The 20,384-nt window shown below is 63.1% G+C and carries 19 protein-coding genes; 16 read left to right on the top strand and 3 right to left on the bottom strand.

Annotation, left to right across the window (positions count from 1 at the left end; genetic code table 11):
- Positions 1–218 precede the first annotated feature (218 nt).
- The 12 genes from LJ737_RS23480 to LJ737_RS23430 all read left to right on the top strand — a co-directional run bounded on the left by LJ737_RS23480 (position 219) and on the right by LJ737_RS23430 (position 11,462).
- Positions 219–719 carry a hypothetical protein gene (locus tag LJ737_RS23480; RefSeq protein ID WP_227769211.1) on the top strand — a complete coding sequence of 167 codons (501 nt, stop codon included), beginning with the start codon at positions 219–221 and terminating at the stop codon, positions 717–719.
- A gap of 130 nt (positions 720–849) precedes the next feature.
- On the top strand, positions 850–981 hold the full coding sequence (locus LJ737_RS27000) for a hypothetical protein (RefSeq protein ID WP_262510241.1): 132 nt from the start codon (positions 850–852) through the stop codon (positions 979–981).
- Between the two features lie 64 nt (positions 982–1,045).
- Positions 1,046–2,011 (top strand): DUF8832 domain-containing protein, encoded by a 966-nt coding sequence (locus tag LJ737_RS23475; RefSeq protein WP_227769210.1) that lies wholly within the window; start codon positions 1,046–1,048, stop codon positions 2,009–2,011.
- Positions 2,012–2,061: 50 nt separating this feature from the next.
- Complete coding sequence (locus LJ737_RS23470) at positions 2,062–2,793, top strand: DUF305 domain-containing protein (protein WP_227769209.1); 732 nt, start codon at positions 2,062–2,064, stop codon at positions 2,791–2,793.
- Positions 2,794–2,842: 49 nt separating this feature from the next.
- Complete coding sequence (locus tag LJ737_RS23465; RefSeq protein WP_227769208.1) at positions 2,843–3,388, top strand: heavy metal-binding domain-containing protein; 546 nt, start codon at positions 2,843–2,845, stop codon at positions 3,386–3,388.
- A gap of 102 nt (positions 3,389–3,490) precedes the next feature.
- Positions 3,491–4,741: a TolC family protein gene (locus LJ737_RS23460; protein WP_126696174.1), complete on the top strand. Its 1,251-nt coding sequence runs from the start codon at positions 3,491–3,493 to the stop codon at positions 4,739–4,741.
- A 1-nt stretch (position 4,742) separates the two neighbouring features.
- Positions 4,743–5,369 (top strand): hypothetical protein, encoded by a 627-nt coding sequence (locus LJ737_RS23455; protein WP_227769207.1) that lies wholly within the window; start codon positions 4,743–4,745, stop codon positions 5,367–5,369.
- A 13-nt stretch (positions 5,370–5,382) separates the two neighbouring features.
- On the top strand, positions 5,383–6,528 hold the full coding sequence (locus LJ737_RS23450; protein WP_227769206.1) for an efflux RND transporter periplasmic adaptor subunit: 1,146 nt from the start codon (positions 5,383–5,385) through the stop codon (positions 6,526–6,528).
- 16 nt (positions 6,529–6,544) lie between these two features.
- Positions 6,545–7,033, top strand: coding sequence for a YybH family protein (locus tag LJ737_RS23445; RefSeq protein WP_227769205.1), 489 nt, complete (start codon positions 6,545–6,547; stop codon positions 7,031–7,033).
- A gap of 81 nt (positions 7,034–7,114) precedes the next feature.
- Positions 7,115–10,342 carry an efflux RND transporter permease subunit gene (locus tag LJ737_RS23440; RefSeq protein WP_227769204.1) on the top strand — a complete coding sequence of 1,076 codons (3,228 nt, stop codon included), beginning with the start codon at positions 7,115–7,117 and terminating at the stop codon, positions 10,340–10,342.
- Between the two features lie 11 nt (positions 10,343–10,353).
- Complete coding sequence (locus LJ737_RS23435; RefSeq protein WP_227769203.1) at positions 10,354–10,974, top strand: helix-turn-helix transcriptional regulator; 621 nt, start codon at positions 10,354–10,356, stop codon at positions 10,972–10,974.
- Positions 10,975–11,120: 146 nt separating this feature from the next.
- On the top strand, positions 11,121–11,462 hold the full coding sequence (locus LJ737_RS23430; RefSeq protein ID WP_227769202.1) for a four-helix bundle copper-binding protein: 342 nt from the start codon (positions 11,121–11,123) through the stop codon (positions 11,460–11,462).
- Positions 11,463–11,525: 63 nt separating this feature from the next.
- Here LJ737_RS23430 and LJ737_RS23425 read toward each other — a convergent pair whose 3' ends face one another.
- Positions 11,526–13,514, bottom strand: coding sequence for a RecQ family ATP-dependent DNA helicase (locus LJ737_RS23425; protein ID WP_227769201.1), 1,989 nt, complete (start codon positions 13,512–13,514; stop codon positions 11,526–11,528).
- Positions 13,504–14,493, bottom strand: coding sequence for a hypothetical protein (locus LJ737_RS23420; protein ID WP_227769200.1), 990 nt, complete (start codon positions 14,491–14,493; stop codon positions 13,504–13,506). Before LJ737_RS23420 ends, LJ737_RS23425 begins: the two co-directional genes overlap by 11 nt.
- 220 nt (positions 14,494–14,713) lie before the next feature.
- On the opposite strand from LJ737_RS23420, the gene LJ737_RS23415 reads away from it, so the two are divergent.
- From LJ737_RS23415 to LJ737_RS23400, 4 genes are all read left to right on the top strand, one after another.
- Positions 14,714–14,923, top strand: coding sequence for a heavy-metal-associated domain-containing protein (locus LJ737_RS23415; protein ID WP_110980459.1), 210 nt, complete (start codon positions 14,714–14,716; stop codon positions 14,921–14,923).
- A gap of 290 nt (positions 14,924–15,213) precedes the next feature.
- Complete coding sequence (locus tag LJ737_RS23410; protein WP_227769199.1) at positions 15,214–16,365, top strand: DUF2231 domain-containing protein; 1,152 nt, start codon at positions 15,214–15,216, stop codon at positions 16,363–16,365.
- Entirely contained in the window at positions 16,352–18,841 is a 2,490-nt protein-coding gene (locus LJ737_RS23405; protein WP_227769198.1) for a multicopper oxidase domain-containing protein, read from the top strand. The genes LJ737_RS23410 and LJ737_RS23405 overlap by 14 nt, the downstream gene beginning before the upstream one ends.
- 78 nt (positions 18,842–18,919) lie before the next feature.
- Positions 18,920–19,369: a DUF305 domain-containing protein gene (locus LJ737_RS23400; protein ID WP_227769197.1), complete on the top strand. Its 450-nt coding sequence runs from the start codon at positions 18,920–18,922 to the stop codon at positions 19,367–19,369.
- Positions 19,370–19,425: 56 nt separating this feature from the next.
- Here the strand turns inward: LJ737_RS23400 and LJ737_RS23395 are convergent, their stop codons facing one another.
- Entirely contained in the window at positions 19,426–20,352 is a 927-nt protein-coding gene (locus LJ737_RS23395) for a toxin-antitoxin system YwqK family antitoxin (RefSeq protein ID WP_227769196.1), read from the bottom strand.
- Between the last annotated feature and the right edge of the window lie 32 nt (positions 20,353–20,384).

Here is a 20,384-nt window from a genome sequence, read left to right as displayed (position 1 = left end):
GTCGGCCAGCCGACGAACCGGCTCCGCAGGCACAGGTGTACGCCTGATTCGGCGCGTAAACGCCACGCAGCCCCCTTTTTCGGGAAAGTGAAGCGAAAGGAGGTAGCAGAGGCCGCAAGCCGGCCCCGCGTCGCGGTGAAGTACTATTTAAACCTTTCGAATAATTTTGCCGTTGCTTCAGACCAATGTTCCGACTCAAGACCCATTCTAGACGCGCTGTGGCGGCCTCCTTGCTGGTGGTCTTCCTCAACGTGTTCTTTGGGCAAGTCGTGTGCGCGCTGGCGATGCCGGCCGCGCCGGCGCCGGTCGCCGCCCACAAGCACCCGGCCGGCACCCCGGCCCATCAGCACGGGCACGGCCACGGGCATAAGCACGACCACGGGCACCAGCATTCGGCGACTCACGCGCACGGCAAGGGCCACGACGCGGCCAGCACGCACCACCACGACGATAAAGCCCCGGGCTCGCACCAGCACGGCCCCAAGGGCGCCTGCTGCCAGGACGACGCCGCGGCCGTGTGGGCCGCGCTGGGCCACCCGCCCAAGGCCGGCATTGAAAAGATGACCTTCATGCCGGTGGCCTTGCCGCCGGCCCCCCAAGGCGTGGTGGTTCGCTTTCAGCAGTGGGACCGCACGCAGCCCGTGCTGCTGGTGGCCCGCCGGCACCTGAAGCCCAAAATACCCGACATCCGCATTTTCATTCGGTCCCTGACGGTCTGATTGCTCCGACGCGCTACGGCTCGCGCCGGCACGGCTTTGCTGTGTCCGGGGCGGGCCTTTTCGTTTGCCCGTCGCGCCGGTTTCCCGGCCCCCCTCCTCCCCCCATTTTCCTGGTTTTCATCTCCCGGCAATGAAGAGTTGTTGCGAAGAAGCCGGTGCGCCGCCCCCGCGTGGGCCGGGCCGCCGCCTGCTCGCTTACCTGCTCTACGCCGTGCTGGCCGCCGCCCTGGGCTTCGTGCTCTGGCAACAGTGGCAGGCCTAAGCGCACGCGAGAGCCCCCCGCCGTCCAGTTACGGCCCCGATGTGTATCACTCATTTCCCACACCATGTTTCGCGTACCCGTTACCCTGCTGGCCGTAGCCAGCGCCCTGACCATCACCGCCGGCTGCTCCTCCGACTCCGCGTCGAGCAGCGCCACCAACTCCGTGACCACGCCGACCGAGGGGCCGGCCGAAGGCACGGCCGAGCACAGCGGCGGCCACACCTACGCCTGCCCCATGCACCCGGAAGTCACCAGCACCAAGGCGGGCGAGAAGTGCCCTAAGTGCGGCATGAAGCTCGAACACAACGACCACGCGGCCGGCAACGGCAAGACCTACGCCATACAGTTTGCGGCGGCGCCCGCCCCGCCCACGGCCGGCCAGCCCGCGCAGCTGCTGTTCACGCCCCAGGAAGTGGGCAACGAGGCCGCGCCCGTGCCCCTGGCCGTGGTGCACGAGAAGAAGATTCACCTCATCATCGTCAGCAAGGACCTAGGCCAGTTCTACCACGAGCACCCCGAGTACACGGCCGAGGGCAACTACAAGGTCAGCTACACCTTCCCCAAGGGCGGCGACTATGTGCTGTTTCAGGACTACACGCCCACCGGTGCCGGCCACCAGCTGGGCCGCCAGCCCCTCACGGTGAAGGGGCCAGCTTATGCCCCGGTAAAGTTCAAAAACGACGACATGCAGTGGGCCGGCGACGGCTACCAGGCCACGCTCAGCTTTGACAAGCCCCTGCAGACCGGCCAGCTGCTGGGCATGAAAATCAACATCACCAAAGACGGGCAGCCGGTGACGGACCTCGACAACTACCTCGGTGCCCTGGGCCACGTGGTGGTCATCAGCGAAGACACCGAGCGCTACCTGCACGTGCACCCCAACGACCAGGCCGACAAGGGCCCGGCCATCGGCTTCAACACCAACTTCGAGGCCCCCGGCCTGTACCGCGTCTTCCTGCAGTTCAACCACGGCGGCCAGATTCACACCGGCGACTTCACCATCAACGTGAAGGGCCCGGCCGCCAGCTAAGACCAGCTGTTTTCAATTCCTTTTTCCAACCCCTCAACCAAACCAACCCCATGAAAAAGCCTGCTTTTTTCCTCGCCGCCCTCTGTTCGGGCACCCTGCTGCTGGGCAGCTGCAACAGCGATAAATCAGCCGACAGCACGGCCACGACCACGGAAACCACGTCGACGGACGCCACGGCTTCCGGGGACATGGCCGGCATGAACCACGACGCGCCCGCCGGGGAAGGCGCCGCGGCCACTGGCAGCGACTCGCCCATGGTGACGGCCATGAACGACATGATGGCCAAGATGCACGCCATGAAGCCCAAGGGCAACACCGACCACGACTTTGCCCACCACATGATGGAGCATCACCGCGGCGCCATTGCCATGGCCGACATCGAGCTGCGCGACGGCAAAGACGCCACCATGCGCCAGATGGCCGAGAAGATTAAAGCCGACCAGCAAAAGGAAATCGGTGAGTTGGAGCCCATTGCCGAACGCCTCGACAGCGCGCCCACCAATTACAAGCCCCAGGACCCGGCCGACCCCTTCACCAGCAAGATGAAGGCGTCGATGGACGCCATGATGAAAAACATGCCCCCGATGGTAACCAACCCGGACATGAACTTCAACATGATGATGACGGTGCACCACCAAAGCGCGGTGGACATGGCCCAGGCCGAGCTGGCCCACGGCAAGGACACCAAGCTCAAGGAAATGGCCCAGAAGATGATTGACGCCCAGCAGAAGGAAATCGCCGACTTCAAGGCCTGGCACGAGCAGAACGCCGACAAAATGTAGCCCCGGCTACCGCTTCCACTTTCCCATTACCCCCCTTTTACTCCTTCCCATGAAGATGTTGCATTTGCTGGCGGCCACCCTATTGCTCGCCGCACCGCTCTCCCTCTCCGCCCAGCACGCGCACAAGCCCGGTGCCGCGGGCCACGGCCACAACGCCGCCGGCGAAACCCACGCCCACACGGCCCCGCACGGGGGCATCGTGCGCACGGCGGGCAAGTACCACGTGGAACTGGTGCTCCAAGGCGGCCAGATGACCGTGTACCTGCTCGACGGCAAGGAGCAGACCCAAGCCAACAAGGGCCTAACGGGCACGGCCATGGTCCAGCAGGGCGGCAAAACCACCACCGTTCCGCTGGCGGCGTACGGCGATGACCAGCTGCGCGGCGCACTGCCGGCCGGGGCGACGCCCACCACGGCCATTATTACGCTGCGCCGCGGCGGCGAAACCATCAGTGCCCGCTTCGACAAGCTGGCCAGCACAAGCGCCAAAGCCAAAGCCGCGGCCTACGAGTGCCCCATGAAGTGCGCGGGCAGCGCCAGCGACAAGCCCGGCTCCTGCCCCACGTGCGGCATGGCCCTGGTGAAAAAAGCGTAGGCGGAGCCTGTTTTTCGGACGCCCGGCGTCCGGGCCCTCTCCGTCCGGGCCGTCCGCCGCTGCCACGGCGGGCGGCCCCCTGACGGGCCCTAACCTGAACCTATGAAGTATCTGACCATGAGAAGCGCGGTGAGTAGCGTGCTGGTGCTGGCCTGGCTCCTCCTGCTGGGGCCGGGCCGGGAAGCAGCGCGCGCGCAAACCCCCATCCGCCTCGACAGCGCCGAAGCCCAGAGCCTGCGCCGCCACCCAAGGCTGCGGCAGGCGGAGCGGGAAATTGAGGAGCAACGCGCCCTCAAGCGCGGTTCGTTCGCGCCCGCCAACCCGGACTTTCTGTTTTCGGCCCCCACGGGGGAAATGTGGGCCCCGGGCGTGGTGCAAACCATTGACCTGCCCAACGTGTACCGGCGCCAGCGCCAGGTGGCCCAGGCCGGCGTGAGCTTGGCCGAACGCAACCGGGAGGTAAGCCGGGCCACGGTGCTGCGCGACACCCGCCTGGCGTACCTGAACCTGCAATTCGCCGAGGCGCAGGTGCGGCAGCTCACCTACCAGGACAGTTTGTTCCGGGCCCTGCGGCTGGCCACCGAGCGCCTGTTTGCCGCCGGCGAAGTCACCTCCCTGCAGCGCATCAGCACCGATGCCGAGGCCCGGCAGGTCACCGTGCAGCTGCAGCAGGCCACGGAAGACCAGCGCGCCGCCCAGCGCCGCCTGGGCTTGCTGCTGGGCCGCCCCGACGAGGCCCTGGCCACCAGCACCGACCTGCGCCGCAGCGGCCCGGAGCTGGCCCAGGCGGGCGGGACCCTGCTGGGCAGCTTGCCCGCGGCCGACAGCGCCGCCCTGGTGCGCAGCCCCACGCTGGCCGCCGCCCAGCAGAACGTAGCCCTGAGCCAATCGGGCATCAGCCTGGTGCGCGCCCGGCGCACGCCCGCGCTAACGCTGGGGTATCAGAACCAGGCGTTTGAGAATTCCCAAATCAAGTACCGCTTTCAGTTCGGCGTGTCCGTGCCCATCTGGTTCTGGACCTACCGCTCCCAACTGCAGGCCGCCACGGCCCGCAGCCAGGCGGCCGGCTACCAGCTGCAAACCCAGCGCCTGGAGCTGGGCACCCAATACCAGCAGGCCCTGGCCGACACGCGCAAGTTCTCGGCCTCGCTGGGCTACTACGAGCAGACCGGTGTGCCCCAGTCGCGGGCCATCATCAGCCAATCCCAACGACTTTTCAAGGCGGGCGAAATCAGCTATCTGGTGCTGATTCAAAGCCTCAACCAGGCCTTTACCATCCAGAACACTTACCTGACCACCATCCGCGATTACCGTCAGGCCCTCATCGAACTCAACTACCTGCGGGGTGAATAACATGAAACAACTCCTGATTCTGCTGCTGGGCCTGCTGCTCGCGGGGGCGGCCGCCGCCCACGGGGGCGAAGACCACGGCGACGGCGCCAAGGCCTCGACCCCGGCCGGCGCCACCTCGTTCTCGGTGGCGGCGCTGTCGGAGCAGTTCGAGGTGCTGCTGCGCTACGAGCCGCTGGAAGGCGGCCAACCCGCCGACCTGCGCCTGTTCCTCTCCGACTACGCCACCAACGCGCCTATCAAAGGCGCCAAGCTTACCCTGACCAATCCCGAAGATGCGTCGCTAAAGTGGGCGGTGACGGAAAAAGGGCCGGGCGAATACCTGGTCGAAGGCCAGTTTCCGGCCAACAAGGCCTACAGCTTCGCCCTCAACGTCGTGGCGGGCGAGCAAGCCGACCTGCTGCTGCTGGAAGGCATCAAGGTGGGGGAGAAGCTGCCGGTGGCGGCGGTGCCCGCGGCCGCCACGGCGCCCGGGCTCTTCTCCTCCTGGAAAACCGTGCTGGCCCTGGTCGGCGCCTTTCTGCTCGGCATCGGCCTGACGGCCCTGCTCATGCGCCGGCGGCGCGAGCCTGCCCTTTCCCACACCTCGGAGCAGGCGCTGACCGCCACCCGCCGCACGCCCCTCACTTAAGCCCTCTTGTTGTATGAAAACCACGCATAAGCTACTGGCGGCCACGGCCGCCGCCGGGCTGGTTCTGACGGTATTGCTTCCCCCACCGGCCCCGGTGCTAGGGCACGGCGGCGAAGACCACGGGGGGGAGGCCAAGGCCAGCACCGGCGTGGCCCTGACCGACGAGGTGCTGCTGCCCAAGGAAAGCCAGTTCCTGTTTGAGGTGCGCACCAGCCTGGCCAGCTACTCCTCGACCTACAGCCGCGCCACGCTCTACGGCACCGTGTCGGCCGCCGCCGGCGGCGAGGGCCGCATCGTGGTGCCCCAAACCGGGCGCATCGTGAGCCTGAGCGCCCAGGTAGGCCAGCCCGTGCGGGCCGGGCAGACCCTGGCCGTGCTGGAGCAAACCCTCGACGCCACCCAGCAGATTGGGCTCAGCACCGAGCGGGCCAACGCCCAAGCCGAACTGCGCGCGGCCCAGCAGGACTACGCCCGTCTGCAGAGCATCGCCGACATCGCCGCCCGCAAGGACGTGGTGGCCGCCGAGCTGCGCCTGCGCCAGGCCCGGCAAAACGCGGCCATCCTCAACGGGCAGGCCCGGCAGCGCCGCGTGCCCATCACCGCGCCCGTGAGCGGGACGGTGGACGTGTTCAACCTGGCCGTGGGCCAGCAGGTCAACCAGGGCGACGAGTTGCTGCGCGTCATCAACCCCGGCAAGCTGCGCGTGGAAGCGCAGGTGTTTGCCCAGGACCTGCCCAAGGTTACGCCCGGCGCCCAGTTTCGGGTGGAAGGCCTGCAGGGCCAGGCCGGGGTGCCCGCCCGGCTGGTGGTGTTTTCCAACGTGGTGAACCCGGTGAACCAGGCGCGCCAGCTTATCCTGGAGCTGGACGCCCCCGCCGGCAGCGCCTACCGGGCCGGCCAGGCCGTGAACGTGCAAGTGCTGGGCCAGAGCGGCAGCGGGCAGAAGCAGCTGGTGGTGCCCACCTCGGCCGTGACCGACCTGAACGGCAAGCCGGTGGTGTTCGTGCACACCGAGCCCGAGCACTTCAAGATTCGCTACGTGCAGCCCGGCGCCATCAACGGCGAGCAGACCGTGCTGGCCCAGGGCCAGGTCAACGAAAACGACCGGGTGGTAACCAGCGGCACTTACCAGCTTAAATCCATCTACCTCAACCAGTAACGTTTTTCTGCCTGCCATGCGCCGTTTCCTCCTTGCCCTGTTTGCCGCGCCGGCTCTGCCGGCCCTGGCCCAGCCCACGCCACCGGCGGCGGCGACGCCTTCGGCGGACGAAGCCGCCGTGCGGGCCGTGCTGCAGCAATACCAGCGGGCGGTGCAGCGGCTCGATACCACCGGCACCACCCGGCTGTTCGTGCCCACCTCCGTGGTCGTGGAATCGGGCAGTCGGGAAGGCACCTACGCCCACTACCGGGACCACCACCTCGGGCCGGAGCTCAAGGAGTTCAGCTCGTTCACGTTCAGCGACTACCAAGCCGACGTGACAGTGGACGGGCCCTACGCCTTCGCCACGGAGAGCTACACCTACACCATCGGGCTCAAGAAAGGCCCCAAAGAGGCTGCCGCGCCGGCGCCCATCAAGCGGCGCGGGGTGGCCACCAGCGTGCTGCGCAAAAACGCGGCCGGCCAGTGGCAGTTCGTGGTCACCCACTCCTCGGCGCGCAAGTAGCGCCGGCCCCGGCCCCCTGGGGCTACCCCTTACCCGACCGGGCGCCGCCGAGGCGCCCGGCCCGACTTTGCTTTTTCAACCATGCTTGACAAGATAATTCGCTTTGCCCTGCAGAACCGGCTGCTGATGCTGGCCTTTGCCGTGGGCCTGCTCATTGCCGGCACCTACACCGCGCGCCAGCTCCCGGTGGACGTGCTGCCCGACCTGGACCGGCCCCGCGTGACCGTGTTCCTGGAAGCGCCCGGTATGGCCCCCGAGGAAGTAGAGGCCCTGGTAACGCTGCCCGTGGAAACGGCCCTGAACGGGGCCACCGGGGTGGCGGCCGTGCGCTCCAACTCGGCCATCGGCCTGGGCATGGTGTTCGTGGAGTTCGACTACGGCACCGACATCTTCACGGCCCGCCAGATTGTGAGCGAGAAGCTGCAGACCACCGGGGAGCAGTTGCCTACCGGTATCACCCCGGTGCTGGGCCCCATTTCCTCGGTCATGGGCCAGATTATGCTCGTCGGGCTGTCGGGCGGGCCGCAGACCCACGCGGCCGACTTGCGCACGCTGGCCAACTACACCGTGCGGCAGCGCCTCTTGTCCATTCCCGGCGTGGCGCAGGTCATTCCCATCGGCGGCGACAACCTGCAGTACCAGGTGCTGCTGGACATGCCCCGGCTCAACGCCACCGGGCTAACGGTGAACCAAGTGGAAGAAGCCCTGCGCCAATCCAATTTGAACACCACCGGCAACTTCTTTGACCGCAACGGCTCGGAGGTGCTGATTCGCAACCTGGGCCGCCTGCGCTCCGTGGCCGACATCGAGAACATCATCGTGGGCTACCGGGAGCAGTCCCCCATTCGGGTGGCCGACATTGCCCAGGTCGAGTTCGGGGCCCGCTTCAAGCGCGGCGACGGCAGCGTGAACGGCAAGCCGGCCGTGATTCTGAGCATCGAAAAGCAGCCCGGCGCGGCCACCGTAGGCCTGACCGAAGCCGTGGAAAAGGCCCTGGTGGAGCTCAAGCCCTCCCTGCCCAAGGACGTGCAGGTGAACACCCGCCTGTTCAAGCAGTCGGAGTTCATCGAATCTTCGATTACCAACGTGGAAGAGGCGTTGCGCGACGGGGCCATCCTGGTGGTCATCGTGCTGTTTGCCTTCCTGCTGAACGTGCGCACCACCTTCATTTCGCTGGTGGCCATTCCGCTGTCGTTGCTGGTCACCGCGCTGGTGTTCCGCTTCGCCGGCATCAGCATCAACACCATGACGCTGGGCGGCTTGGCCATTGCCATCGGGGAGCTCGTGGACGACGCCATCGTGGACGTAGAGAACGTGTACCGGCGCCTGCGCGAGAACAAGCAGCGGGCCAACCCGCAGCCGGTGCTCAAAGTCATTTACGCGGCCTCCTCGGAAGTGCGCAACTCCATCGTGTACGCCACCATCATCGTGGTGCTGGTGTTTTTGCCGCTGTTTGCGCTGGAAGGCATGGAAGGCCGCATTTTCGCCCCGCTGGGCGTGGCCTACATCACCAGCATCGTCGCCTCGCTCTTCGTGTCGCTGACGGTCACGCCGGTGCTCTGCTACTACCTGCTGCCCAAGATGAAGCAGATGGACCACCCCGAAACCGACGGCGGGCTGGTGCGCTGGCTGAAAAAGAAGGACACGCGCCTGCTGGGTTGGGGCCTGACCCACCCCAAGCTGATTCTGGCTTCCACGGCCCTGCTGTTCGCGATGGCCGCGGCCATGGTGCCCTTCTTCGGCACCGAGTTCCTGCCGCCCTTCAACGAAGGCTCGCTGACGGTCAACTTCTCCGCGCCCGCCGGCACCTCACTGGCCGAGTCCAACAAGCTGGGCACGCTGGGCGAGCAGCAGATGCTCAAGATTCCGGAAGTGGCTTACACGGCCCGCCGCACCGGCCGCGCCGAGCTGGACGAGCACGCCGAGTCGGTCAACAACTCGGAAATCGAAGTAGCCTTTAAGACCGAAGAGGAGCTGGAAAAGGAGGGCAAGCAGATGCGCAGCCGCGAGGAGATTCTGGCCGACATGCGCCAGAAGCTCAGCCTGATTACCGGCGTGAACGTGAACATCGGCCAGCCCATCTCGCACCGCCTCGACCACCTCTTGTCGGGCGTGCGGGCCCAGGTGGCCATCAAGGTGTTCGGCAACGACTTGCTGGAGCTGCGCCGCTACGCCAACGAAATCCGCGCGGCGGCCGGCGCCGTGCCCGGGGTGGTGGACCTGCAGGTGGAAAAGCAGGTGCAGATTCCGCAGCTGCTCATCCGCCCGCGCGACCAGGCCCTGCAGGCGTACGGCATGGCCCGCGGCGAGGTAGTAAAGGACTTGGAAACGCTGTTTCAGGGCACGGTCGTGTCGCAGATGCTCGACGGGCAGAAGCGCTTTGACCTGGTCGTGAAGCTGCCCGAGGCCCAGCGCAACGACATGGCCGCCATCGGCCAGACCCGCATCGAAACCCCTACCGGGGCCATGATTCCCGTGAGCCAGGTGGCCGACATCAGCTACGAGCCGGGTCCCAACACCGTCAACCACGAAAACACCCAGCGCCGCATCACCATCTCGCTCAACGTGGCCGGGCGCGACCTGGGCTCCACCGTGAAGGAGATTCAAGCCAACATCGGCCAGCAAGTCAAGCTGCCCCCGGGCTACTACCTGACCTACGGCGGGCAGTTCGAGAGCCAGCAGTCGGCCTCGCAGAAGATTCTCTGGCTGAGTCTGTTTTCGCTGGCCGGCATCTTCCTGGTGCTCTACTCGCACTTCAAGTCCACCTACATGGTGGGGCAAATCATGCTCAACATTCCGCTGGCTCTCATCGGCTCGGTGGTGGCCGTGCTGCTCACCGGCGGCACCTTCAGCATTGCCTCGCTGGTGGGCTTCATCACGCTCACCGGCATCGCCTCGCGCAACGGCATCATGATGATTTCCCACTACATCCACCTGGTCGAGCACGAGGGCGAGCAGTTCGGCAAGCCGATGATAATCCGCGGCTCGCTGGAGCGCCTGGTGCCGGTGCTGATGACGGCCCTGGTGGCCGCGCTGGCCCTGGTGCCGCTCACGCTGGCCAAGGACGCGCCCGGTAAAGAAATCCTCTACCCCGTGGCCACCGTCATCCTGGGCGGGCTGCTCTCCTCCACCTTCCTCGACATCATCGTGACGCCGGTGGTGTTCTGGCTGGTCGGGGAAAAGGCCCTGGCTCAGTATTTCGCCGCGCACCGGGAAGTAGGCCTCGACGAGCACCCGCAAGAACTCGACGCCCAGCCGCTCACGCCCCCGTCAGACCAGGACACCTTGTCTCCATCTCCGGCCCTGTAAGCCCCTAGCCCATGGCCTCCACGCTTCTTTACATCCGGCACATGGTCTGCGCGAAGTGCATCCTGGTGGTGCGCGAGCTCCTGGTGGACCTGGGGCTGGTGCCGCTGCGCGTGGAGTTGGGGGAGGTCGAGCTGCTGGGCGAAGCCACTGCCGTGGAGTGGGACCGGCTGCGCCAGGCCCTGGAAGCGGAAGGCTTCGCCCTGCTGGACCAGCTTTCCCCGCAGCAGCGCCTGGTCGCCCACGTCAAGGAAGTGATTGCCGAGCTGCTGCGCGACGAGCCGGCCGCGCTGCGCAGCGGCCACTTCTCGCGGCGGCTGAGCGCGCGGCTAGATAGGCGCTTTGCCTACCTAAGCGACGTGTTTTCGGCTACCGAAGGCCTAAGCCTGGAACAGTACGTGATACGCCAGCGGGTGGAAGCCGCCCGGTTGTTGCTTCGGGACGGCACCCTGCCCGTGGGCCGGGTGGCGCGCCTGCTGGGCTACAGCAACCTGGGGCACCTGTCGCGGCAGTTCCAGCGCGAAACGGGCATTTCCCCCCGCGACTACCGGCGCCGGTGCCGGGAAGAAACCGACTTGTCCGCGCCCCCGCTGCCAGCGAGTCCCCTGCCCAGGCGTGATGAGCGGCCGCTGTAAACCAGGCCCGGGTAAGCAGTAGCCGGTCTGGCAGTAAATAAAGGAACAGTTGAATTATGCAGGGCATCCCGGGCAATCGTGCAAAACCAGCGACTCCGGGGCCGAGTACAGCCAGGGTAGCATCTTTCACTTAACCCTCCGTTCCCATGCACGCACAAAACCAAAGCCTCCTGGCCGCCCTCAATGCCTGCATCGCCTCGTGCGAACACTGCGCCTCGGCCTGCCTGCAGGAGCCGAACGTGCAGATGATGGCCCGCTGTATTCAGCTCGACCGCGACTGCGCCGACATCTGTGCCCTCACGGCCCGCCTGCTGGCCCGCGGCTCCGAGCACGCCCAGCACCTGCTGCGCGAGTGCGCCGAGGTCTGCAAAGCCTGCGGCGACGAGTGCGAAAAGCACGCCGCCCACATGGAGCATTGCCGCGAGTGCGCCGAAGCCTGCCGCCGCTGCGAAGAGGCCTGCCGCCAGGGCATGAGCGTTACGGCATAACAAGTTTTAGCTTATTTTAAAAAGGCGGTCTAACTACTGTTAGACTGCCTTTTTACATTATGACTAGTTACCCAAAATTTTATCGATGAGGTGTTGCGCCTGCTGACTCAGCGAAGCATTCTCTTCTGTCGTTATTAAATATCCTGGGAAATCCCGCTTATAGTGGTTCTGCTTGATGGCCCAACGGCGGGCATACTCTGGGTCGTCAAGTAAACCAAGGTGCTCCCAGTAGTAGGTGCCTGTTTGCGTTGTCACGGTGAAGTCTGGCAGGAGCAGGTATTTGCCATTCTGGTATATCGGCCGTTCATACGCATAGTCGGCACCGTTTTTATGAAGTAGATTGGCAATGATGACCTCGGATTTGGAACGCACCCATTCGCCACGCAAGGTGCGAAGCACAGGGCTGGCCCCAGCTGGGCTCACTTTCAGGTAGTCGCCCACGGCACCATGCAGTCCCTCTGAAGTGGCACTGGAATCCAGTACATGTAGCAATTGGTCCAATAAGTTGTGCTTGTATGCACGCTTCTCGGCAATGGCTGCTTCAATCTGCTCGGCAGCAGTGGTGCTGAGTGCTTCCGTGCCAGCTCTTATCAATAAGCATTTATCTAACGTGCGCCCCTTCGCCAAACGGCCTGCTCCCGTACGTAGTGCCTCGTAAAACAAGGAGAAGAACTGAGCAGGAGTGAGTTGTGGACTACGATTAAGAGTGACTACGGCAGTCCCTAAAGGCGTAATCTTTTGCAAACGGTGCACCTCGCTACCTGCTGCTACTTGAATAGCATCCAGCCGATTAAATCCTTTCGCCTCAAGCGAAACAAGACCAGCTTCCAAAAAGAATGGCAGTGCTTCCAGCACTTCGTCATCCGCGAAGGGCACCCACGTTTGTAGAGTAGTTTTACCGCTGGCGAGTTTGTGATACAAGTGCGCCAACTCCTCGGCTTTTGGAAACGATTTATCAATGAACGTGTCACGGCGTACCTGCACGTTCTTCTTGGAGTACAACAGCCAGCAGTCGGCTCCCTGATGGTCACGACCGCCACGGCCAACTTCCTGATAATATTGCTCCACGGACTCCGGCATCATAAAATGAATAACCGTGCGGATGTCCGGTATGTCGATGCCCATCCCGAAAGCATTGGTAGCAAACACCACCGTTGTGTTTCCTGAGCGCAAATCATGAAGCGCATTTTGGCGTTCCGCTGCCGACATGTCTCCATGAAAGTGAGTTGCGTTCAAGCCTCGCTCCTGAGCACGAACAGCCAAATCCTCTACGCCCCTTTTGTTGTATTTGCGGTAGAGGTAAACCAGCGTTTTAGTTTGAGGTGGCTGAGAAGTTAGTAATTCCCAGAGTCGTTCTTCCTTCTTTTCCTCCGAGGTAAAGCGTTCTACATGTAGACGAAGGTCATGACGGAGCAGGGAGCGGTCACGAAGCACGTGCTCGGCATCAATTCTAAAATCGGTAAGGATGTCACCCAACTCACGCGGGTTGATAGTAGCCGTCAATCCAAGGATGGGTGGCCATTTCTCTGCCCCGAATACATCGTCCAGAAATTGTGGAATGCGTTGATAGAATGGTCGAAAGTCAAAACCCCATTGACTAATACAGTGCGCTTCGTCTACCACCACGAGTCGCACGGCATCTCGCCGAGCCCGTAGGCAATGAGCCAAATAACCATCAATTGCGACGCGCTCCGGGCTTAGGAATAGAAAATCTGGGGTTTCTTGCCCAGTACCAAAAGCGGTGAGTCGGCTCACTTGCTCGGATGCTGGCACACTAGCGTGAATAGTGAGCACACGACAACCCTGTTCCGTGAGTTTGGCGGCCTGTTCATCCATTAAGGCCACCAGCGGAGCAATCACTACCGTGGTGCCGCCTCGGGCTTTGCCAGCAACCCAGTATATCCACGATTTGCCGCCACCAGTTGGCATCACTGCGACCGTAGAGCCATCCTCAACTACGTGGGTGATAACTCGCTCCTGGAATGGCTTCAGGGTCTTGCCATTCAAAAGCGGAAAATGCTGCCGCAGCAGTTCCTGTGCGTTAGTAAGCATCGCCGTAGGCAAACGCTTCGGCTTGCTTTAACACGTTAATATCTGCATCGTGGCACCGGGCCACGAAGCTCAAAAAGTCATGCAACAATACGAAGCGGTACTGTTCAGGGAAAGCAGCACCAGCCTGTTCCCACTTTGCTTGCAACTGGCGGGAAAGGTTGAGTGCGTAAAGCGAGAACAGGGCGTACGGATAGTAGAAGTTCTGCTGGGTTGTTCCTTCCTTCTCACTAATCATCAGAAACTCTGAGTCCTGACGACAACCGAACGTGGCTTTATCAGTCAAAAACCACAATGCCCAAATTGCATCTTGGCTACGGTAAGGAAAAATATGCGGATAGAGTTTATAGAGAAAATGGCTTTTGATGCCTCCTCCGATGACGCCGAAGACTGTGTAATCCTCCGTATCGAGTTCATCGAAACTGAGCGCTGATAATGTGTTTATTTTTAAAAACCTACCCTTCTGGTAGTCGACGGCATATTCGCGCCCAAAGAGCGCCACATTGTTCACCACTGTGTACAAATCTGATGGACTGGCGTAGCTGAAATCCTGTCGGTAGCGGTCCAGTTTCTTAGCCTTCTTATTTTGTAACGTTTTGCGAATGATGGGACACTGGTTGCGTAAGGCAGTTGCCTTGAATGAGGGCACATCCTCACCGCTCAATTCCAACATCTCTTCACTCAGCAACTGTTCGTAGTCAGCTCGGTCGTCCTCAAACTCTTCTATTGCCGAGTTGGCACGCGTGGTAAGCACTACTCCCGCCTCAACCCCGTTTTTTTCTGGACGGCGGCTTTCCCGCACTTTGAAATAGTCGTGCGACGCAAAAGACTCATAACCAGAAGAGTGCCCTTTCTGCGTTTCTATACCAGCAGTGTATAGAGGAAAGAATTTTTCAAGTCCTTGCCGTAACGCCTCCTGTACTGCTGCGATGTGCGCAGGTTCGTAACATATAGGCTCCAAATCACGATGAGGGAAGTGCATAGGGCTGGTATTATTGCGCGTGAGGGCGAAATATACGGAGCGAAAGGATTTAACTGAACCAGAATATAATGCCATAATTCCCATGCTGCACTTACCTTCTTTCGCTTCAAATCATGTAAGCGCCAAGCACAATCCTGTACCCCTAGCGGCGCACGTAGGTCTAGCTTTGTGCGTTCTACACCTGAACCCGACCCAGTCGGCTCACCTAAGTGTCACTCCCATGAAAACCCTTCAGTTTAAGACCAATATCAACTGCGGCGGCTGCATCAAAGCCGTAACCCCCACCCTGAACCAGGAAGCCGGCGCCGGCAACTGGCAGGTGGACACGGCCAACCCCGACAAGATTTTGACCGTCACCACCGACAAGCTCACCGCGGAGCAAGTGGTGCAAGCCGTCGAACAGGCCGGCTTCAAGATTGAGGCCGCGTAGGTTTCGCCTTCCATTCCTGCGAAACGCCCGGCCCCGCCGGGCGTTTTTGTTGGTGCCCCTTGCCGGCGCGCTGGACCATGGAAATTATGTAGGCCCCGCGCGTAATCGCAGCAAACATTTCAGCAGCCGGCGCGCGTAGAGCACCGTACGGCCCGTAATCTGCCGGCTCCGCTGCCTCGGCACCGAAGCGGGCAGGGCCCTTGCTATCGGGAAACCCTCAGCCCGCCGCGTTCCAGAAGAAGGAATTCGGCGCTGTTGGCGCTTCCGCCCGCCGATTCGCACCCGCCGCTATGTTTTCAGATTTCCCCAACCTGCACCCGCTGGTGGTGCACTTGCCCATCGTACTGCTCCTGCTCGGCGCCGCCTTGCAGGCATTGCGCGTGTACCGGGACTGGCCCCCGGTCAGGTGGATTACCATCGGGGTACTGGCCGGCGGCTTTCTCGGAGCCGTGGCCGCCAGCACGGTGTTCCACGCCATGCCCCTGGGGCTGGCGCCCCGGGCGGCGGCCGTGTTCGAGGCCCACGAGAAGTTTGCGGTCTACACCCTGTGGCTCTCGGGTATCACCCTGCTGCTGGCGGGCATCGGCGTGTTTTTCAAGGTGCAGGGCCGGCCCTACGAAATCCTGGTGCTGGTGGCGGCAGTGGCCACGGCGGGCGTGCTCTCCGTGGCCGGGCACCGGGGCGCGCAGCTCGTGTACGTGGAAGGAGTTGGGCCCCAGGGGCGGCTGCTCGACAACAGTCATGGCCACGGCGGGGGAAGCGCCATGCCCGGCATGGAGATGGGCGCGGATGAGCACCCGGGCAATGCTGCTTCCCCAACTGCCACCGCCCAGACCAGCCCGTCCGCGGCAACCAACGCACCCGAAATGCCCGGCATGGACATGCGGGGCCAGGCCACCCCCGACCGCGGCAACACCCCGGCTTCGGCCGGCAACGAAATGGGCACCATGGATATGTCCGGTACCCAGCCCAGCGATATGCCGCGGGCTGCCACCCGCCCAGCAGCCATGCCGGGCATGAACATGCCCGCCGCCAAGGGTCCGTCACGCATGGCCCCGGGCATGGAGATGGGCGGGGCAGCCGGCCAACAACCCATGGGCGCCATGCCGGGAATGGACAACATGCCCGGCATGCGGCGGCCATCCTCCGGGAGGAAAAGCCCAGCCAAGGCCAGCCCCACCACCGGCAGCATGGACGACATGAGCGGCATGGGCAACATGCCCGGGATGCAGGCCCCGGCGGCCACGCACGCAAAGCCGGCCGCGCCTGCGATGGGCGACATGCGCAACATGCCCGGCATGGAGAAGGGAATGCCGATGCCCGCAACCGGCACGATGCCGGGCATGGACATGCCCGCCAGTCCGCTGGATAAGTACCGCTTTGAAGACAACAACCCGGCCCGCAATACCCCCCAGCATGCGAACAAGAATGAGAAGCACTAGCGTAGTGGGGCGAGTCGTCGCCCTGTTCCTCTGGTGGCTGGCCACGCTGCCGCTGGCGGCCCAGACGCCGCAGCACCAGGCCATGCCCAAGGGAAAAGACGCCAACGCGACGGCCTCGGCGCCCCCGGACGCGGAGCTGCGCGGCCACGTGGTGGCGCCCCGCACCACCCACGCCGGCCACCGCGTCGAGTACGACCTGTACGTGGACGAGCGCAAGGTCAACTTCACGGGCCGCACCCGGCTGGCCATTGCCATCAACGGCCAGATTCCGGCCCCCACGCTGCGCTTCACGGAAGGCGACACGGCCGTCATCCGGGTGCACAACCAGATGAGCGTCGAAACCAGCATCCACTGGCACGGCCTGCTGCTGCCCAACGACCAGGACGGGGTGCCCTACCTCAACACGGCCCCCATCGAGCCCGGCGGCACCCACACCTTCACGTTTCCCCTGATTCAGAGCGGTACCTACTGGTACCACTCGCACACCATGCTACAGGAGCAGAACGGACTCTACGGCTCCATCGTCATTCAGCCCAGGCAAGTGAAGTACGAGCTGAAGGAGTACGTGCTGGTGCTCTCCGACTGGACCGACCACCCGCCCAAGGAAGTGCTGCGCTACCTCAAGCGGGCCGGCGAATGGTTTGCCGTGCAGAAGGGCGCCACCCAGAGCTACGGCGAGGCCATTGCCGCCGGCTACTTCAAGGACAAGGTCCGGCAGGAGTGGGGCCGCATGCCGGCCATGGACCTGACGGACATCTACTACAACAAGTTTCTCACCAACGGCCGCGAGCAGAGCTACTACCCCGACGCCAAGCCCGGGGAAGTGGTGCGCCTGCGCGTCATCAACGGCAGCGCCTCGTCCTACTTCTACCTGCAGTACGCCGGCGGGCCCATGCAGGTCATCGCCGCCGACGGCATCAACGTAGAGCCCTTTCCGGTGTCGAAGCTGGAAATTGCCACGGCCGAGACCTACGACCTGCTGGTGCAGGTACCGGCCGCGGGCGCGGCCGAGCTGCGGGCCACGGCCAACGACATCACGGGCTACTCCTCTAGCTACTTCGGCGCGGGCGAGCCGCTGAAAGCCCCCGACCTACCCCGCATCAATTACTTCCAGATGATGCGGGAAATGGGCAGCATGGGCAGCATGACCGGAATGGACATGGGCGGCAACGGCCAGATGGACCCCAACGGCGGCGGGATGAAGGGGATGGACATGAAAGGGGGCAGTGGGGAGATGAAAGGCATGAACATGCCGGCCGGCCGGCAATCCACGCAGGCCGCGGACCCTACCCTGAAAGGGATGGATATGAAAAACGGAACCATGCCCGCCAGCACGGCCCCCTCTCCCCAAAACCGGCCCATGAACATGCAGGAAAAGAGCGGCAAGAGCATGGGCACCATGCAGGACATGGGTAGTATGGCAGGCATGGACATGAGCGGAATGAGCGGCATGAACATGGGCGGCGCGGGCGGCGACTTTAACTACAACCAGCTGCGGGCCCTGAACCCGACCACGCTGGACTCCACCCGGCAGTGGCGCGACATCAAGCTCACGCTCACCGGCAACATGCTGCGCTACGTCTGGTCGTTCGACAACAAAACCTTGTCGGAAGCCGACAAAATCCCCATCCGCCGGGGCGAAAACGTGCGCATGACCTTCACCAACCTGACCATGATGCGCCACCCGCTGCACCTGCACGGGCACTTTTTCCGCCTGGTCAACGCCCAGGGCGCCTACTCGCCCATGAAGCACACCTTTGACGTGCCGGCCATGGGCACGGTGACCATCGAATTTGACGCCAACGAGCAGCAGGACTGGTTTTTCCACTGCCACATCCTCTACCACATGATGGCCGGCATGGCCCGCATCATCAGCTACGAGGCCAGCCCGCAGAACGAGTTTGCCCGCGAGAACTACAACATGCTCAAGCGGGAGGACAACGCCGTGTACCCGTGGTTTGACTTATCGGTGCATTCGCAGGGGGCGTACCTGGAGGGCAACCTTTCCAACAACCGTAACGCGCTCGAATTCGAGGGCCGCGTCAATTACCAGGGCAACTACGAAACCGAAACCCACCTGCTGCGCTACCTCGACAAGCGGCAGTTTCTCGCGGGCTTCGTCGGCTACGACTTCCGCGACAACAAAACCCTGCGTTCAGCCGAAGATGCCGAGGGGGGCAACCGCCGCACCCCGGAAAACAACCGCAACTTTCGCCGGCAGGCGGAAGTCGGCGTGTACTACCTGCTGCCCATGCTCGTGCGCGCCGAGCTGCGCACGGACCTGACCGGCCAGGTGCGCCTGCGCCTGGAGCGGCGCGATTTGCCGCTGAGCAATAACGTGTTCATGGACATCAGCGCCAACACCGACCGCGAGTTCACCCTGGGCTTTCGCTACATGGTCAGCAAGTACGCCTCCTTGAGCACCAACTACGACAACCAGTACGGCTGGGGCGCCGGGCTGACGTTCCACTACTAGCCCACTACTAGCGCTCGATGTATCGGGCAGTTTGGTGGTGCACAATCACCTTCCGTTTCACCTCACTTTTCTACGCTCATGAACAAGGGAAGCTATTCCAAATTTTTCCTGATGCTCGCAGCCTCGTTCGTTGTGATGCACCTCATCACTTACTTAAACACCTATGAGTGGGACCACATCTACTTCAGCATTAACCGCTTCTATATGACCACGCTCATGGTGGCCGCTATGGGCCTGCTCATGCTGGGCTTTATGGCTCATATGTACCCGGACAAAGCCAAAAACCGCATAATCGCCTTAGGCTGCGTGGTTGTGTTTGCGGGTGCATTGGCCATGTTACGCACGCAGGCGTTGGTGAATGACACGCGCTTTATGCAGTCCATGATTCCGCACCACTCCATTGCTATCATGGTCAGTGAGCGCGCCTCTATCAAAGACCCTGAAGTGCGTACCCTGGCTGATAGTATCATCAGCGCCCAGAAGCGCGAGATTGGCCAGATGAAACGCATGCTGCATCGGCTGCAGTAGTAACGGTGTGGCGGCCTTGCGAGCTCTGACTTGGCGCCTCAACCGCTTCTTGATGCTTATTTACAATCCTGAACCAGGGCGCTTACGCTCAGTGTAGCCGTAGCATCGGTGGTGTAGTTGTCGTTATTGACGCACACGTACAGCCGGCGGGTACCCGCCGGAACCGCCATGGGCCGTGTTTCCTGGGGCGTGTTTTCCGCCGCCCGAAAGCAAAGCTTGTCCCGGCTGATGGTGCCTTTGGTAGCCAGAAACTGCTGGGCAGCATTTTCGTCGGGGGTGATGTACCAATGGCATTTGGTGCTGACTGTGGGCGGAGCGTTGTTGCCCTGCTTGGTGAGGGCCGTGGCGGCGGTGCTCAGCAGCGCCGGGGCGGCCGCGCCGCCACTGCCGGCCACGGCGGCCACCGCCAGCGCCGTTGACCAGGAAATGGGCGGTTGGCCTTCGTCGCGCACGTCGAGCTTGTAGACAATACCCACCGTGCCCACGGGCAGCTCGACGGTGAACACCTTCCGGCTGGAGTGCATGCAGTTGCTGCAGTGAATGGTGGCGTTGCTCAGCGGCAACGCGTCCTGCATGACGGAAGCGCACTTGATTTCGCGCCCATCGTCGTGCCAGCTCCGAAAGTCGGCTTGCTGCGCGCCGTTCACATAGGTGCCGCGAAAGCTGACCTGGCCGTTCTCGTGCCAGCCGCAGCACAGGCCCGTGGGCTTATCCGGATTCTCCGACGCCAGTTTGCCCTCCCACTGCTTTTTCCACGACGGAAAGTAGTAGTCGCGCACGGTGCCGATGGTTTTGCCGGCCGCGTCGTGGCGGGCAATGCGGGCGTAGGCCACTTCCTCCAGTGTTTCGGTACGCTCCCAGTCGCGGTCGAAGTAAACGGTATCGGCCGGGGGCAACGTAGCAGCGGCTGGCTTGGGCCGCTGGGCCAGCGCTGTGGTACATATAATAAGGAGTAGAAAAAGCAGCGAGTAGTTTTTGGCCATAGAATACAGCAGCTGAGATGAACGAGAAGGCG

This window comes from Hymenobacter sp. 15J16-1T3B (assembly GCF_020711235.1).
Classification (GTDB): Bacteria; Bacteroidota; Bacteroidia; order Cytophagales; family Hymenobacteraceae; genus Solirubrum.
The sequence above is the reverse complement of the archived record's forward strand: the minus strand, read 5'-3'. Positions and strand labels throughout refer to the sequence as shown.